General features: G+C 69.5%; 11 protein-coding genes and 1 pseudogene. 8 read left to right on the forward strand and 4 right to left on the reverse strand.

Going from position 1 to position 15,054, the window contains the following annotated elements; genetic code table 11:
- Positions 1-200: pseudogene (locus AB0H54_RS00005) on the reverse strand (dehydrogenase); the annotation flags it as partial.
- Between the two features lie 105 nt (positions 201-305).
- Between AB0H54_RS00005 and AB0H54_RS00010 the strand changes: the two are divergent.
- The gene (locus AB0H54_RS00010; protein ID WP_357341711.1) at positions 306-932 is read left to right on the forward strand and encodes a helix-turn-helix domain-containing protein; all 627 of its coding nucleotides are present in this window, start codon (positions 306-308) and stop codon (positions 930-932) included.
- Between the two features lie 13 nt (positions 933-945).
- On the opposite strand, the gene AB0H54_RS00015 is transcribed toward AB0H54_RS00010, so the two are convergent.
- Positions 946-1,917 (reverse strand): EamA family transporter, encoded by a 972-nt coding sequence (locus tag AB0H54_RS00015; protein ID WP_357341713.1) that lies wholly within the window; start codon positions 1,915-1,917, stop codon positions 946-948.
- 102 nt (positions 1,918-2,019) lie between these two features.
- On the opposite strand from AB0H54_RS00015, the gene AB0H54_RS00020 reads away from it, so the two are divergent.
- Positions 2,020-2,520 (forward strand): MarR family transcriptional regulator, encoded by a 501-nt coding sequence (locus AB0H54_RS00020; protein WP_357341715.1) that lies wholly within the window; start codon positions 2,020-2,022, stop codon positions 2,518-2,520.
- A 9-nt stretch (positions 2,521-2,529) separates the two neighbouring features.
- Here AB0H54_RS00020 and AB0H54_RS00025 read toward each other — a convergent pair whose 3' ends face one another.
- A complete protein-coding gene (locus AB0H54_RS00025) occupies positions 2,530-4,158 on the reverse strand; it encodes a SpoIID/LytB domain-containing protein (protein WP_357341717.1) in 1,629 nt (542 codons plus the stop codon).
- A gap of 237 nt (positions 4,159-4,395) precedes the next feature.
- Here AB0H54_RS00025 and AB0H54_RS00030 point away from each other — a divergent pair, with 237 nt between their 5' ends.
- Positions 4,396-6,855, forward strand: coding sequence for an N-acetylmuramoyl-L-alanine amidase (locus tag AB0H54_RS00030; protein ID WP_357341719.1), 2,460 nt, complete (start codon positions 4,396-4,398; stop codon positions 6,853-6,855).
- Positions 6,856-6,922: 67 nt separating this feature from the next.
- Here the strand turns inward: AB0H54_RS00030 and AB0H54_RS00035 are convergent, their stop codons facing one another.
- The gene (locus AB0H54_RS00035; RefSeq protein ID WP_355283597.1) at positions 6,923-7,759 is read right to left on the reverse strand and encodes an HAD family hydrolase; all 837 of its coding nucleotides are present in this window, start codon (positions 7,757-7,759) and stop codon (positions 6,923-6,925) included.
- 77 nt (positions 7,760-7,836) lie between these two features.
- Here AB0H54_RS00035 and AB0H54_RS00040 point away from each other — a divergent pair, with 77 nt between their 5' ends.
- The 5 genes from AB0H54_RS00040 to AB0H54_RS00060 are packed head-to-tail and all read left to right on the forward strand — an operon-like array spanning position 7,837 to position 15,025.
- A complete protein-coding gene (locus AB0H54_RS00040) occupies positions 7,837-8,814 on the forward strand; it encodes an ABC transporter permease (protein WP_357341722.1) in 978 nt (325 codons plus the stop codon).
- Positions 8,811-9,779: an ABC transporter permease subunit gene (locus tag AB0H54_RS00045; RefSeq protein WP_357341724.1), complete on the forward strand. Its 969-nt coding sequence runs from the start codon at positions 8,811-8,813 to the stop codon at positions 9,777-9,779. Before AB0H54_RS00040 ends, AB0H54_RS00045 begins: the two co-directional genes overlap by 4 nt.
- Positions 9,776-11,626 (forward strand): ABC transporter ATP-binding protein, encoded by a 1,851-nt coding sequence (locus AB0H54_RS00050; RefSeq protein ID WP_357341726.1) that lies wholly within the window; start codon positions 9,776-9,778, stop codon positions 11,624-11,626. The genes AB0H54_RS00045 and AB0H54_RS00050 overlap by 4 nt, the downstream gene beginning before the upstream one ends.
- Before the next feature lie 19 nt (positions 11,627-11,645).
- The gene (locus tag AB0H54_RS00055; RefSeq protein ID WP_357341728.1) at positions 11,646-13,340 is read left to right on the forward strand and encodes an ABC transporter family substrate-binding protein; all 1,695 of its coding nucleotides are present in this window, start codon (positions 11,646-11,648) and stop codon (positions 13,338-13,340) included.
- Positions 13,337-15,025: an ABC transporter family substrate-binding protein gene (locus tag AB0H54_RS00060; protein ID WP_357341730.1), complete on the forward strand. Its 1,689-nt coding sequence runs from the start codon at positions 13,337-13,339 to the stop codon at positions 15,023-15,025. The genes AB0H54_RS00055 and AB0H54_RS00060 overlap by 4 nt, the downstream gene beginning before the upstream one ends.
- Positions 15,026-15,054 lie beyond the last annotated feature (29 nt).

The raw sequence follows: 15,054 nt of genomic DNA on the forward strand, positions 1-15,054 counted from the left end.
TGGACCGCGCGGGCTAATGGGTTTTTGCCCGCGGCGAGCGGCGCGCCGCCCCGCCGGGGGCCGCCGCGGGCCGCGCGGCGTGCGGCGCCCGCGGCCGGGTCGCGGCCGATCACCGCGACCCGAAAACCGTTGCGGCCGAACTCCCGTGCCGTCCCGGCGCCGAGGCCGGGTCCGTATCCGAAGATCGCGAGCGCGCTCATCCGACTACCTCACTAAGTTGAGTGTTGGTTCAAGTTATCGCAAGATAACACCAAGTTGAACCTAGGCTCAAGATAATTGGCAGCGCTGATTTGTAGGATCGGCGAATGCCCGAGGACAAGCCGTTGCGCAGCGACGCCAAGCGCAACCGCGACGCGCTGGTCACCGCGGCCCGCGAACTCTTCGAGGAACGCGGCCTCGACGCCCCGCTCAAGGACATCGCCGCCCGCGCCGGCGTCGCCATCGGCACCCTCTACAACCGCTTCCCCACCCGCGACGACCTGATCGCCGCCGCCGTGGCCGACCGCGTCGAGGCGGGCACCAGGATCGCCGAGCAGGCGCTCGAACTCACCGATCCGTGGGAGTCGTTCACGGTCCTGGTCGAGCGGATCTGCGAGCTCCAGGCGAGCGACCGCATCCTCGGCGAACTCGCCCTGCGCAACCCGCCGAGCGCGGCGCTGGCCCGCGCGCGCGAGCACGGGCACGGCCTGATGCGCCGGATCATCGAGCGCGCCCAGGCCGCAGGCGCGCTGCGGCCGGACTGGACGCTCGAGGACATCGCCTTCATCACCTGGTCGCACACGAGCGTGGTCGCCGCGACCGCGACCGTCGCCCCCGAGCTGTGGCGCCGCAACCTCGCGCTGATCCTGGACGGCCTGCGCGCGAAAGCCGCGCACCCCCTGCCGGTTCCGGCCCTCACCGAGGACCAGTTGATGCAGGCGATGCGCGGCTGACGGCTCGCTTGTCTCAGCGCGCGGCCGAAACCGTCTCCGGCGCGGGCAGAACCGCGACCTTCGTGATGACTCCGGTCCGCGCGGCGCCCACCGTCGACGCGGCTTCCGGCGCGGCCTTCGGCGGAATCTGGCCGAGCACGGTGCCGCCCAGCGCGATGGCCAGGCCGAGGACCTGCAGCGGAGTGAGCGCCTGACCGAGCGCGATCCAGCCGATGACCGCGGCCGACATCGGGCTCAGCAGGCCGAGGAAGGCCACCGACGTCGCGGGCACCCGCGAGATCCCGCGGAACCACAGCCAGTAGGCCAGCGCGGTGCCGATGACGCCGAGGTACAGGTAGCCACCGATGGCCTGCGCGTCCATGGCGGGCGGCGCGCCCTCGATCAGGACGGCGAGCGGCAGGATGAACAGGCCGCCCGCGGTCAGCTGCCAGCCGGTCATCGCCAGCGGACCGACGCCATCGGGACGTCCCCACTTCTTGGTCAGCACGGTGCCCGCCGACATCGACGCCGCGCCGGCCAGGCCGGCGACGACACCGATCGTGTCCAGCTCGGCATTGCCGCGCAGTACCACCAGGGCCACCCCGAAGACGCCGATCAGGCCCGCGAGCACCTTGCGCCGGGTCGGCGCCTCGGACAGCAGGACCGCGGCGAAGCCCAGCGCGATCATCGGCGCTACCGCACCGAGCACCCCGGCGACCCCGCCCGGCAGCCGGTAGGCCGCCAGGAACAGCAGCGGGAAGAACGCGCCGATATTGAGGATGCCGAGGACGGCGGCGCGGCCGAGCCAGATGCCGTGCGGCAGCACCCTGGTCAGCGCCAGCAGCGCGAGACCGGCGGGCAGCGCGCGCATCAGCGCGGTGAACAGCGGCCGGTCCGGCGGCAGGAATTCGGTGGTGACGGCATAGGTGGAACCCCAGACGATCGGGGTCAGTGCGGTGAGTGCGAGGGTGCCCGCGTAGCCGGTCGGGCGAGTTGCCGTCGTCATGTTCGCTCCTGATTGATAATCTCAACATTGAAATATCTACCCGGCGGGATGCCTCATCGTCAAGTAGATGAACGTTAAGATTTTCAATAGAGAGGGATGCGCATGCGGGACGCCGTCGATCTGATCACCGAGCACTGGGAGATCCAGCGGCCCGATGTCGATGTGTCACCGATGGCGATCGTCGGCCGGATCACCCGGCTCTCGCGCGTCCTCGAACAGGACCTCAAGCGCTTCTTCGCCGGTCACGGCCTGGAATTCTGGGAGTTCGACGTCCTCGCGACGCTGCGCCGCTCCGGCGGCGACACCGGGCTGACCGCGGGCTCGCTGAACCGCGCCGCGATGGTCACCTCCGGCGCGATCACCAATCGCATCGACCGGCTGGCCGCCAAGAACCTGGTCCGCCGGGTGCCATCGGCCGACGACCGCCGCTCGGTCTTCGTCCAGCTCACCGACGAGGGCAGGGAGCTGGTCGACCGCCTGCTGCCGCTGCACATGGACAACGAGCAGCGCCTGCTCGCTGCGCTCGGCGCCGCAGACCGCGAACAGCTCGCCGGACTCCTGCGAACCCTGGCCGTCGGCCTGGACGACACCACCCTCGACTGACCCCGGGCGCTACTCGCCGTCGTGGATTCCCGGCGCGGCAGCCGGGTCGTGAGGCACGACGGCCGGGTTCTGCGACCCGGCAGCGGGAGCTTGCTGAACGGTAGCGGGATTCACCGAACCACGCGGTGCGGCAACAGGATTCATCGGACCGAGTGGCGTGGCAGCCGGATTCACCGGACCGTGCGGCGCCGCGACCGGATGCGTGGGGACGGCGGGATTCGCCGGACCGTGCACCTGCCCCGGTGACGCACCGACGACCGGCGCTCCACCCGCGGCGGCCTGAGCCGGCGCGCCGGGCTGCGCCTGCGTCCCCGGCGCGACACCCGTGGGCGCGGTGCCCTCCGGCGTCGTCACCTTCGGCTGCCCCGAGGCCGACGGCGGCAGCTGATCGCCCACCTCCGGCACCAGTTGCAGCAGCGTCGAGAAGTCGACCACCTGGGCACCGAGCGTCTTGGTCGCCACGATGACACCGTTCGTGTACAGCCGGTACGTGCCCGCCCGCTGCGGCAGCATCATCTCCGGTCCGATCGGCGCGCCGATGGTGCTCTCCGGACCGCCGATCCGCCGGTACTCGGTGTCGATCGCGGTCTCGCCCGCCAGCGCTTCGATGGTCGGATCGGGCCTGGTCGGCGCGGTGGGAGCGGTGGGGGCCGGTGCGGTTTCGACGAGATCACCGGGCGCGGGGCCGACGGCGAAGGTCTCGATGTCGGCCGGGCGGCCACCGTCGGGCGCGGCCGAGTACTCCGAGCGCAGGATCAGCCCGTCGCGCAGCAGCACGGTGCCCGCGGTCGCCGCGACGGCCTCGGTGGTGCGCGCGTCCTCCTTCACCGTCCCCGGATACACCTGGCAGTCGGTGGTGTCGCAGGTCTGCGCGTAGTCGTAGCGGTTCTCGGCGAGCGCGTAGGAGCGGGCCGCGATGGCCTGCGCGCGCAGTGCCTCGAACGCGCCCTGATCAGCCCAGTTCGCCTGCATCTCGGCGGGCAGCACGCCGGCGAGATAGTCGTCGAGATCGACCTGGTTGACGGTCCGGTACGCGCCGCCTTCCAGCGCGACACCGAGCGCGCCGCGATAGCCGGTACCGCCGCACAGCGTCAGGTGTTCGGCGGTGGGCCTGCCGGGTCCCGGATCGAGCGGATAGACGAACGGATCGTCGGTGGCGGCCTGCCACAGCACTTCGCCGTCGCAGCCCGTGGTCACCACGACATTCGCGCCACCGTCGGGCAGCGGGGTGAGGTGGGCGGCTTCGCCCGGCCCGATCATCCGGCCCGCGACCTGCGCGCCCGCGGCGGCGAAGGTGTCGAGGGTGGCGTCGTCCTGGGCTTGCAGCCGGACCCCGATGGTGAGCGGCCCGACCTGACCGAGGTCGGCGCCCGGGTAGTAGTGGCCGAGGATCTCCTCGGCGGACCGGCCCTCCCTGGCGCTGTCGAACGCGCCCACCTGACTCATTCCGCGTCCGTGGCCGGCGCCGACGGTCGGGGCGACCTGGCCGGGCAGGATCTGCCACAGCCCGAACGCGCCGGTCAGCGCCAGTGCGGTGCCACCGACCAGAACCGGCAGCGGCGCGGTCTTGATCATCGGCACGGCGCGGCGCCGGGTGCCCCTGCGGGTACTGCGGTTGATCTTGGTGTCCGCTCTCATACTGCGCTCCCACGGTGTCGCGGTTCGACCGGCGGAGCTCGCGTCGGCATGTCGTCGTGGCCGAGCGGGTTCCGAAGGCTACATTCGAGCAATCACATAATCCTCAAGTTGAGGTTTAGATGTGTGACGTATGTTAACTAGTGTGGTGTGTGAGGCACGAGGAAGCAAGCATCACTTGCCGGTGATGGCCCCGATGCCACCAAGGTCTACGAGCTCGACCCTGATTGGAGAAGGCACGTGCGATATCGAAAGCCGAAACGTTCCTACGTGCTCCCGGTGGTCACCACGCTCGCCGTCGCCGCACCCGTCGGCGCGTTCGCGCTGAGCGATTCGACCGACTACCGCAGCACCAACGACTCCCAGCTCGCGGCGGTGCCGACCCAGCTGGCCGAAGTCGCGCTGACCACCGTCCCCGACATCACGGTCCCGCTGCGCGAGCTGACCGGTCTCGACCTGCCCGATCTGCACCTGTCGGATCTGCAGATGCTGCCGCTGCCGACCTCGATCCCGGTGCCGCCGGGATTGCCCGTCCCGCCGGGCGTGGCGCTGCCCACCGAGATCCCGCTCCCGGCGATCCCGACGAAGGCGCAGCCGACCACCACGACGCCCGCGCCCGCCCAGCAGGGCAACGCGCCCGCCGCGCGTCCGCCGGTTCCGAGCACGTCGGTCCCGACCGCGCCGCCCGCCGCGCCGACGACGACAACGGCCGCCCCGGCACCGATCGCGCCCGCAGCCCCGGCGCCCGCAGCCCCGGCGCCCGCAGCCCCGGCACCGGCGGCTCCGGCGCCCGCAGCCCCCGCACCGGCGGCTCCGGCGCCCGCAGCCCCCGCACCGGCGGCTCCGGCGCCCGCAGCCCCCGCACCGGCGGCTCCGGCACCTGCCGCACCGGCGACCACGCCCCCGGCGGGCGCGCCGGTCGTCCAGCACCGCCCGAGCGGGATGAAGTTCATCGCCGATCCGGCCAACCTGGAACCCGGCACCACCCCCGAGACCCCGGCCCTGTCGCCCGGCGCGGTCGGGCCCGACCTGATCGACCAGGTCGGCGCGCAGGTCAAGGAACTCACCCAGGACACCCCGTTCAGCATGGTCGCGGTCACCGCGCGCGACCTGGTGAACACCACGACCAAGCTGCGGGCCCGGCAGCTCGACGGCAACTGGGGCCCCTGGTACGACGCCGATCCGGTCGACACCAGGGCCACCGACCAGACCCCCGCCGACGCGCCGACCGGCACCGAGCCGATCTACGTCGGCGAGACCACCGCGGTGCAGATGCTGGTGACCCGCAAGCCGGTCGCAGGCCCCGACCACAGCGATCCGGCCCATCTCACCGAGGCCGCGCTCAAGGCGATCCTGATCAACCCGGGCCGCGCCGCCATCGACGCCGGACTCACCGACGTCGCCGCCGCGCTGCCGGGCGGTGGCCCGAAGGTCATCACCCGCGCGCAGTGGGGTGCCGACGAGTCGATCCGCTGCCAGGAACCCACCTACGACGACGGCGTCGGCGGCATCACCGTGCACCACACGGCCGGTCGCAACGACTACAGCCGGGCCGAGTCGGCGGGCATCGTCCGCGCGATCTACGCCTACCACGCCGAGACCCTCGGCTGGTGCGACATCGGCTACAACGCCCTGGTCGACCAGTACGGCCAGATCTTCGAGGGCCGCTACGGCGGCCTCGACCGGGCGGTGCAGGGCGCGCACGCGGGCGGGTTCAACGAGAACACCGTCGGGGTGGCGCTGATGGGCAACTACGAGACCGAGACGCCGAGCACCGAGTCGATCAACGCGATCGGCAAGTTCGTCGGCTGGCGGGCCAAGCTCGCGGGGATCAACCCCAAGGGCCACACCACCATGTACTCCGAGGGCACCGAGTTCACCCCGTACGCCCAGGACGAGGCGGTCGACCTGCCGACGGTGTTCGCGCACCGCGACGTCGGCAACACCGACTGCCCCGGCGACGCGGCCTACGCCCTGATGGACCGCATCCGCGGGATCGCCGCGGGCAACAGCACCTACTCCTCCCCCGCGACGCCGGAACGGCCGCCGAGCCAGCAGGCCCGCGCGCCGCAACAGCAGGAGCAGGAACCGCAGCAGGGCAACATGGCCGAACTGGGCGCGCTGGTCGACAAGCTGCTCGGCCTGTCCGGCTCGAACGAGATCGCCAGGCACTGGGTGAGCCGCGGCGGCGTCGACGGTCCGCTCGGCGCACCGAAGTCGGATCTGCTGTCCGGCGCGCAGGGCCGCCAGTACGCGAAGTTCGCCAACGGCTACATCTTCTCCGGGGAGAACGGCGCGGTCTTCGAGGTGGTCGGGGCGATCCTGGACCGCTACCTCAGCCTCGGCGGCGACTCGGGCGTGCTCGGTCTGCCGACCGGCAGCGCCTACCTGGTGCCGGACGGTCTGCGCACGGACTTCCAGAACGGCTCGCTGGTGCTCAACGAGCTGACCGGCATCGTCACCACGTTCTGGAAGACCTACAACGAGACCTACAAGGCCGAGATGGAGGGCATGAACGGCACCAAGCCGGAGCAGGCGCCCGCCACCACCGCCCCCACCTCGACGGTCCCCGCGGCGCCCGCCGCTCCGGCACCGACCGAGCCGGTCGCCCCGCAGGTCCCGGCCGAACCGCAGTCCGTCCCCGTGGAACCGGCACCGGCGCAGCCGCCGGTCGCCACCGAACCCGCCCCGGCCGGCTAGCCCCCGGTCACGGCGAAGAACAGCCGGTGCGCCTCCTCGTGAGGGCACCGGCTGTTTATGTCGCGGGTCAGTTCCACCAGCGTTCGAGCACCATGGCCACCCCGTGGTCGACATTGCTGCCGGTGACCTCGTCGGCCGCCGCGCGAGCCTCGGGATGCGCGTTGCCCATGGCGACGCCGTGCCCGGCCATCGTCAGCATCGGCACGTCGTTGGGCATGTCACCGAAGGCCACGATCGACCCCTCGTCGATCCCGAACCGCCGCGCCACCTCGACCAGCCCCGACGCCTTGGTCACCCGAGGCACCGCGATCTCGATCAGCCCGCTCTCGGTGGAGTAGGTGATCTCGGCGCGGTCCCCGACCAGCGGGGCGAGCGCGGCGCGCATGTCGGAACTGCGGGCCGAGCTGAGCCGGATCAGCATCTTGATCGCGGGCGAGTCGATGACCTCGGCATGCGAGACCACGGTGTCGTCGGGGTTGAGCCAGGCGTGCTCGTAGGTCGGCGAGCTGACGAACTGCGGGGTGGCCGCGTCGTGCGCGCTGGCGCCGACCCGCTCGGTCGCCAGCCCACAGCCGGGCAGCGCGTGCTCGGCGAGCTCGGCCAGCCAGGCGAGGGTGTCCACGTCGAGGGTGTGGCTGGACAGGATCCGGTCGGTCGCGCTGTCGTAGATGACCGCGCCGTTCCCGCACACCGCGAGCGGGGCGTACCCCAGCTCGCTGACCACCGGGTCGATCCAGCGCGGCGGCCTGCCGGTGGCGAGCACGAAGGTGACACCGTCGTCGACGAGCGCGGCGACGGCGGCCTTGGTGCGGGCCGAGACCTTGTCGGCGTCGTCGATCAGCGTGCCGTCGACGTCGGTGGCCACCAGCTTCGGTTTCGGGTGCAGGGGCGTCATCCATTCCATCCTGCCGCACGTCGCCACGCGGGGACGGCGGACTGTCCTTATGATCAGGGCCTGATTACCCGATCCAGAGGGGACTGATGACCGGCTTCTTGTTGCGGCGCACGCTCAACTACATCGTGCTCCTGTTGCTGGCCTCGTTCCTGACGTTCAGCCTCGCATCCCTCACGTTCAACCCGCTCGAGAGCCTCGAGCAGCGCAATCCGCGCCCGCCACAGTCCGTGATCGATGCCAAGGCCGAGCAACTGCACCTCGACGAGCCGATCCCCCAGCGCTATCTCAGCTGGCTCGGCGGCGTCGTGCAAGGGGATTTCGGGACGACGCTGGCCGGGCAGCCGGTGAGCGAGGAGCTGGGCAGGCGGGTGGCGGTGAGCCTGCGGCTGCTGATCCTCGGTTCGGTGATCGGCACCGTGCTCGGTGTGCTGATCGGCGCGGCGAGCGCGATCCGGCAGTACAAATTCAGCGACTACTTCGCGACGGTGGTCTCGCTGCTGATCATCTCGACGCCGGTGTTCCTGCTGGCCACGCTGCTGAAATACGCTGCGCTACAGATCAATACGGCCACCGGGACGCAGATCTTCCTCTACACCGGCGAGACCTCGGCCACCCAGGTCGTCGGCCTGTGGAACCAGTTCGTCGACCGCGCACAGCATATGGTCCTGCCGACCCTGGTGCTGGTGCTCGGCGCCGCCGCCGGATACAGCCGCTACCAGCGCAATGCCATGCTCGACGTGTTGCAGAGCGACTTCATCCGCACCGCCCGCGCCAAGGGCCTCTCGCGCAACCGCGCGCTCTACAAACACGGCCTGCGGACCGCGCTGATCCCGATGGCCACCCTGTTCGCCTACAGCCTCGGCGGCCTGATCACCGGCGCCACCTTCGTGGAGAAGATCTTCGGCTGGCACGGCGTCGGTGAATGGTTCGTCGACGGCATCAATGCCCAGGACCTCTACATCGTCGTCACGATCGCGACCTTCGCCGGTCTGGTCGTGCTGGTGTCGGGTCTGCTCTCCGATATCGTGCTGGCGCTGCTCGACCCGAGGGTGCGTGTGTCATGACCGAAACCGAACTCATCGCCGTCGGCGCGCCCGAGGCCGCCGCGGCGGGCCGCCGCAAGCTGGTCTGGCGCCGCTTCCTGCGCAACAAGCCCGCCGTGGTCGGCGCGGTGATCCTGATCCTGCTGTTCATCCTCAGTTTCGCGCTGCCGCCGCTGCTGCCGTGGGATTACCAGCAGCTCGACTACAAGGCCCTGCTGAAGCCGCCGAGCGCCGAGCATCCGTTCGGCACCACCCAGATCGGCCAGGACGTGCTCGCCCAGACCATGCGCGGGCTGCAGAAGTCGCTGGTGATCGGCTTCTGCGTGGCGATCTTCTCCAGCATCATCGCCTCCACCGCCGGCGCGGTGGCCGGGCTGCTCGGCGGCTGGCCCGACCGGGCCATCATGTGGCTGGTCGACCTGCTGCTGGTGGTCCCCGCGTTCATCATCATCGCGATCTTCGCCCCGCGCACCAAGGGGTCCGGCTCGATCGTCATCCTGATCGTCCTGCTCAGCGTGTTCGGCTGGATGATCGCGGCGCGCATCATCCGCGGCCTGACGATGAGCCTGCGCGAACGCGAATTCGTGCGCGCCGCACGCTATATGGGCGCGCCGACGCACAAGGTGATCATCAGCCACATCATCCCGAACATCGCCTCGATCCTGATCATCGACACCACGCTGGCCGTCGGCGCGGCGATCAGCGCCGAGACCGGGCTCAGCTTCCTCGGTTTCGGTGTGCAGCCGCCCGATGTGTCGCTGGGTTCGCTGATCGCGACGGGCACCAAGTCGGCACTGACCTATCCGTGGCTGTTCCTGTTCTCCGGCGGCCTGCTGATCACGATCGTGCTGTGCGCCAACCTCGTCGGCGACGGCCTGCGCGACGCCTTCGACCCGGGCGCTCGCGGCGCCCGCAAGGCGCGCAAGGAGGTCGCGGAGAAGAAGGACGAAGCGCAGGTGGAGTTGAAGAAAGCCGAGAAGCGATGACCTCGAACACGTCCACCGCGCCGCTGCTCGAAGTCACCGATCTGCGGGTCTCCTTCCCCGGTGAGGAAGGCCGCGTCGACGCGGTGCGCGGGGTGAACTACACCGTGGCCGACGGCGAGGTGCTGGCCATCGTCGGCGAGTCCGGGTCCGGCAAGTCGGTGTCCTCGCTGGCCGTGATCGGCCTGCTGCCCGAGCAGGCGCGCGTGCAGGGTTCGATCCGGCTGCGCGGGCGCGAGCTGCTCGGCCTCGGCGACAAGCAGATGTCGAAACTGCGCGGCTCCTCGATCAGCATGGTCTTCCAGGACCCGCTCTCGGCGCTCACCCCGGTGTACCGGGTGGGAGATCAGGTGGCCGAGGCGCTGCTTGCGCACGGCACGATGCACCGCAAGGAAGCGGCCGAACGCGCGATCGAACTGCTCGAGCTCGTCGGTATCCCCGACGCGCGGGCGCGGGCGCGGGCCTTCCCGCACGAGTTCTCCGGCGGCATGCGCCAGCGCGTGGTGATCGCCATGGCCATCGCCAACGATCCGGCGCTGATCATCTGCGACGAGCCGACCACCGCGCTCGACGTGACCGTGCAGCGGCAGATCCTCGACCTGCTGCGCAAGGCGCGCGACATCACCGGCGCGGGCGTCATCATGATCACCCACGACATGGGCATCGCGGCCACGATCGCCGACCGGGTCGCGGTCATGTACGCGGGCAAGGTCGTCGAGACCGCCCCGGTCGCCGAGCTCTTCACCGCGCCCCGGATGCCGTACACGGTGGGCCTGCTCGGTTCCATCCCGCGCATGGACGGCCCGCCGCGCCGCCCGCTGATCCCGATCGTCGGCGCGCCGCCCGCCATGCACGACCTGCCGCGCGGCTGCTCGTTCGCGCCGCGCTGCCCGGTCTCGATCGACGACTGCACCGCCGCCGAGCCGCCGCTGGAGAAGGTCGCGCCCCGGCACTCGGTCGCCTGTATCCGCACCGCCGAGGTGGGCTCGGCGCAGCTGTTCGACGCCTACCGCAAGGAGATCGCCACCCCGGCGCAGCCGGAGGCGGTGGAGTCCGATGTCGTCCTGCGGGTCACCGACCTGGTGAAGACCTTCCCGCTCACCTCCGGGGTGATCCTGCGCCGCAAGACCGGCGAGGTCCGCGCGGTCGACGGCATCAGCTTCGCCGTGCGCGCGGGCCGGACCCTGGCCCTGGTCGGCGAATCGGGCTCGGGCAAGTCGACAACGCTGTCGCAGATCATGGACCTGGTGCGGCCGCAGTCGGGCAGCATCGAGGTGCTCGGCAACGACGTCGCGACCCTCACCAAGGCCCGCACCCGCGAGATCCGCCGCAAGATGCAGATCGTCTTCCAGGACCCGAGCGCCTCGCTCGACCCGCGCCTGCCGATCTTCGACGCGCTGGCCGAGCCGCTGCGCATCGACGGCCGCTCGCGCGAGGAGGTCAACCGCAGGGTGCCCGAGCTGCTGCGCCAGGTCGGGCTGCGGCCCGAACACGCCGACCGCTACCCGGCCGACTTCTCCGGCGGCCAGAAGCAGCGCATCAGCATCGCGCGCGCCCTGGCGCTGGACCCGCAGCTGCTCGTCCTGGACGAACCCGTCTCCTCGCTGGACGTCTCGATCCAGGCCGGTGTGCTGAATCTGCTGCGTGACCTGCAAGCCGAGCGCGGGCTGTCGTATCTGTTCGTCTCGCACGACCTCTCGGTGGTGCGCAATCTGGCCCACGACATCGCCGTCATGCTGCGCGGCAAGATCGTCGAATCGGGCCCGGCCGAACAGATCTTCGCCGATCCTCGGCACGAGTACACCCGCTCGCTGATCGCGGCCGTTCCGGAACCCGTCGTCAGCGGCTGATCACGCAGGAGGCCCCGCCATGAGATCCCGAGGAATGCAAGCCCGTCGTCGTGCCAGGCTGCGTTGCGCCGCCGTGGTGGTGGCGGCCGGGATGATCGTGGCGGGGTGTGGTTCCGCCGACGATTCGGCCACGGGTCTGACCGATGCGCTCGGGACCACCAGCGATATCAACCCCCTGCCGCGCGAAGCCCTGCGCGAGGGCGGGAACCTGCGGCTGGCGACGACCAGCTATCCGGCGAACTGGAACACGCTGTCCAACGACGGCAACGACGGCGAGATCGCCGACATCCTGCGCCCGATGATGCCCCGCTCGTTCGCGATCGACGCGGCGGGCAAGCTCACCGTCGACCCCGACTACTTCACCGATATCGCGCTGACCGGCACCGATCCGATGCGGGTGACGTACACGATCAACCCGAAGGCGGTGTGGTCGGACGGTTCCCCGATCACCTGGGAGGACATCGCCGCGCAGGCGAACGCGCTCAGCGGCCGGGACAAGCGCTACCTGATCGCCATCACCAACGGTTTCGAGTTCGTCGACCGGGTCGAGCGCGGCGTCGACGACCGGCAGGCGGTGCTCACCTTCGGTACCCCGTTCGCCGACTGGCGCGGCCAGTTCGCCGGCAACAGCTCGCTGTACCCGAAGTCGGTGACCAGCACCCCCGAGGCCTTCAACACCAGTCAGGTCGACGCGATCGGTCTCACCGCGGGCCCGTTCATCATCACCGCCACCGACCGCGGTCAGGGCCGGATCACCCTGGGCCGCAACCCGAAATGGTGGGGCGAGCAGCCGCTGCTCGACACCATCACCTACAGCGTGCTCGACCACACGGCCTGGGTGCAGGCGCTGCAGAACAACGAACTCGACCTGGTCCGGCTGACCACCATCGACGAGGTGAAGACCGTGCGCGGCACCGAGGGCCTGGTGGTCCGCCGCGCGCCGGGTAACCGCTGGCGCCACATCACCTTCAACGGCGCGCCCGGCTCGATCCTCGCCGAAGAGGGGGTGCGCGTCGCGATCTCGAAGGCGATCGACCGGCAGGGCATCGTCACCGCGTTGCAGAACGGCCTGGTCGAGGACCCGAAGCCGCTGAACAACCACATCTTCCTGCAGGGCCAGGACGGCTACCGCGACAACAGCCTCGGCTTCGACCCCGACGCCGCGGCCAGGGAACTCGACGCGCTCGGCTGGAAGCTCAACGGCGATGTGCGCGAGAAGGACGGCCGCAAGCTCGTCATCCGCGATGTCATGTACAACGACCCGACCTGGGTGCAGATCGCCCAGATCATCCAGCAGAACCTCGCCGCGATCGGCGTCGGCCTGACCATCGACACCAAGCCCTCCGCCGGCTACTTCACCGACGTCATCCAGCCCGGCGATTTCGACGCCGCCCAGTTCATCTTCCAGGGCGACCCGTTCCCGCTGTCCAGCATCCGCCAGATCTACTACTACGACCCCACCGACCTGCAGGGCAACTACGGCCGCATCGGCTCCCCCGAACTCAACGCCCTGATCGAACGCACCATCACCGAACTCGACCCGCAGAAATCCATCGAGCTGGCCAACCAGGTCGACCGCGCGGTGTTCGAGGAGGGCCACTCCCTGCCCCTCATGCAGTCCGACGGCAGCTTCGGCGCCCGCACCACCCTCGCCAACATCGGTTCGCCGGGCTTGGCATCGTACGACTACACGAAGATCGGATTCACGAAATGACCACTGCTACTTACGCATCCCGGCTGCGTCGCGCCGGTTTCCGCGTGGCGGCGCCCGCTGTCGCGTTGACGCTGGTCTTGGGCGGCTGTGGGTCCGATGCCACCGTGGAATCGGGGTCGAGTTCGATCGGTGCGGTCAACGACATCAACCCGCAGGAACGTGACGCGATCCGCGACGGCGGCAACTTCCGGTTGGCACTGTCCAGCTTCCCGGAGACGTTCAACAGCCTCCATGTCGATTCCGACGGGGAGGTCAGTGACGTCACCGGATGGACGCTGCCCGGATCGATCAATGCCGATGCCGCGGGCGAACTCTCGATCGACCACAACTTCTACACCGATGTCCAGCTCACCGACACCAATCCCCAGCGGATCGTGTACACGATCAACCCGAAGGCCGTGTGGTCGGACGGGTCGCCGATCACCTGGGAGGATCTGCGCTCGCAAGCTACCGCGATGAGTGGCCGCGACCCGGCGTTCAAGATCAGTCACGACCAGGGTTACAGCAGCGTCGAGAAGGTCGAGCGCGGTGTCGATGACCGGCAGGCGATCGTCACCTTCGCCGAGCACTACGCGGAATGGAAGGGCCTGTTCAATCCGCTGTACCCACGCCAGCTCACCTCGACCCCCGAGGCCTTCGAGAATCTGTACCGGAACGAGATGCCGCTGTCGTCGGGACCGTTCATCATCACCTCGATCGACCGCGCACAGCAGCGAATCGTGCTCAGCCGCAACCCGAGGTGGTGGGGCGACACCCCCAAGCTGGACACCGTCACCTACAGCGTCCTCGCTGACGAGGCCCGCTTGACCGCGTTGCAGAACAACGAACTCGATGCCACGGGCCTGAGCGGGATCGAGGAGGTGACCGCCGCTACCGGCACACCGGGGGTCAAGGTCCGACGTGCCTCGGCGAACCGGTTCTCACACTTCACTTTCAACGGGGCACCGGGCGCACTTCTGTCCGACCCGAAGCTCCGGATCGCGATCTCCAAGGGCATCGACCGGCAGGCCATCGCCACCGCGACCCAGCAGGGCATCGTGACCGACCCGAAGCCGCTGAACAATCACCTCTTCCTGGTCGGGCAGAAGGGCTATCAGGACAACGCCCAATCGGTGTCGTACGACCCGGCCGAGGCCGCTCGCATGCTCGATGAATTGGGCTGGAAGCTCAACGGCGACGTGCGGGAGAAGGACGGCCGCAAGCTCGAGATCCGCGACGTCATGTACCAGTCGGATACCTGGACGCAGATGGCACAGATCGCGCAGCAGAATCTCGCGGCGATCGGGGTGAAACTGAAGATCGAGACCTATCCGGGCAACGGCCTGTTCACCGATGTCATCGATCCGGGGAATTTCGATATCGCCCAATTCGTCTGGTCCAAGAGCATCTTCCCGCTCGGCGCACTTCCACAGATCTACGCCTACGACCCGGCCAACCCGCTGAGCAACAAGGGCCGCATCGGTTCACCTGAGCTGAATGCCCTGATCGAGGAAGTGATCGCCGAACTCGACCCGGAAAAGGCCATCGAGCTGGCGAACAAGGCTGATCGGATGATCTTCGAGGAAGGCTTCTCGCTGCCCATCGTGCAGTCCGCGGGTACGGTCGCGGTGCGGGATAACCTCGCGAACTACGGTGCGCCGGGACTGGCGTCGGAGGACTACACCAAGGTCGGCTTCGTCAAGTAATCACCGAAGTGCCGCACTCGTGCAGCGAA

Origin of the sequence: Nocardia sp. NPDC050718, assembly GCF_040654235.1 — a bacterium.
GTDB lineage: Bacteria > Actinomycetota > Actinomycetes > Mycobacteriales > Mycobacteriaceae > Nocardia.

Coding starts and splice junctions, on each gene's coding strand:
- AB0H54_RS00015 (WP_357341713.1), bottom strand. CDS start 1,917: ATGACGACGGCAACTCGCCCGACCGGCTACGCGGGCACCCTCGCACTC.
- AB0H54_RS00035 (WP_355283597.1), bottom strand. CDS start 7,759: ATGGAATGGATGACGCCCCTGCACCCGAAACCGAAGCTGGTGGCCACC.
- AB0H54_RS00060 (WP_357341730.1), top strand. CDS start 13,337: ATGACCACTGCTACTTACGCATCCCGGCTGCGTCGCGCCGGTTTCCGC.
- AB0H54_RS00025 (WP_357341717.1), bottom strand. CDS start 4,158: ATGAGAGCGGACACCAAGATCAACCGCAGTACCCGCAGGGGCACCCGG.
- AB0H54_RS00020 (WP_357341715.1), top strand. CDS start 2,020: ATGCGGGACGCCGTCGATCTGATCACCGAGCACTGGGAGATCCAGCGG.
- AB0H54_RS00050 (WP_357341726.1), top strand. CDS start 9,776: ATGACCTCGAACACGTCCACCGCGCCGCTGCTCGAAGTCACCGATCTG.
- AB0H54_RS00040 (WP_357341722.1), top strand. CDS start 7,837: ATGACCGGCTTCTTGTTGCGGCGCACGCTCAACTACATCGTGCTCCTG.
- AB0H54_RS00055 (WP_357341728.1), top strand. CDS start 11,646: ATGAGATCCCGAGGAATGCAAGCCCGTCGTCGTGCCAGGCTGCGTTGC.
- AB0H54_RS00010 (WP_357341711.1), top strand. CDS start 306: ATGCCCGAGGACAAGCCGTTGCGCAGCGACGCCAAGCGCAACCGCGAC.
- AB0H54_RS00045 (WP_357341724.1), top strand. CDS start 8,811: ATGACCGAAACCGAACTCATCGCCGTCGGCGCGCCCGAGGCCGCCGCG.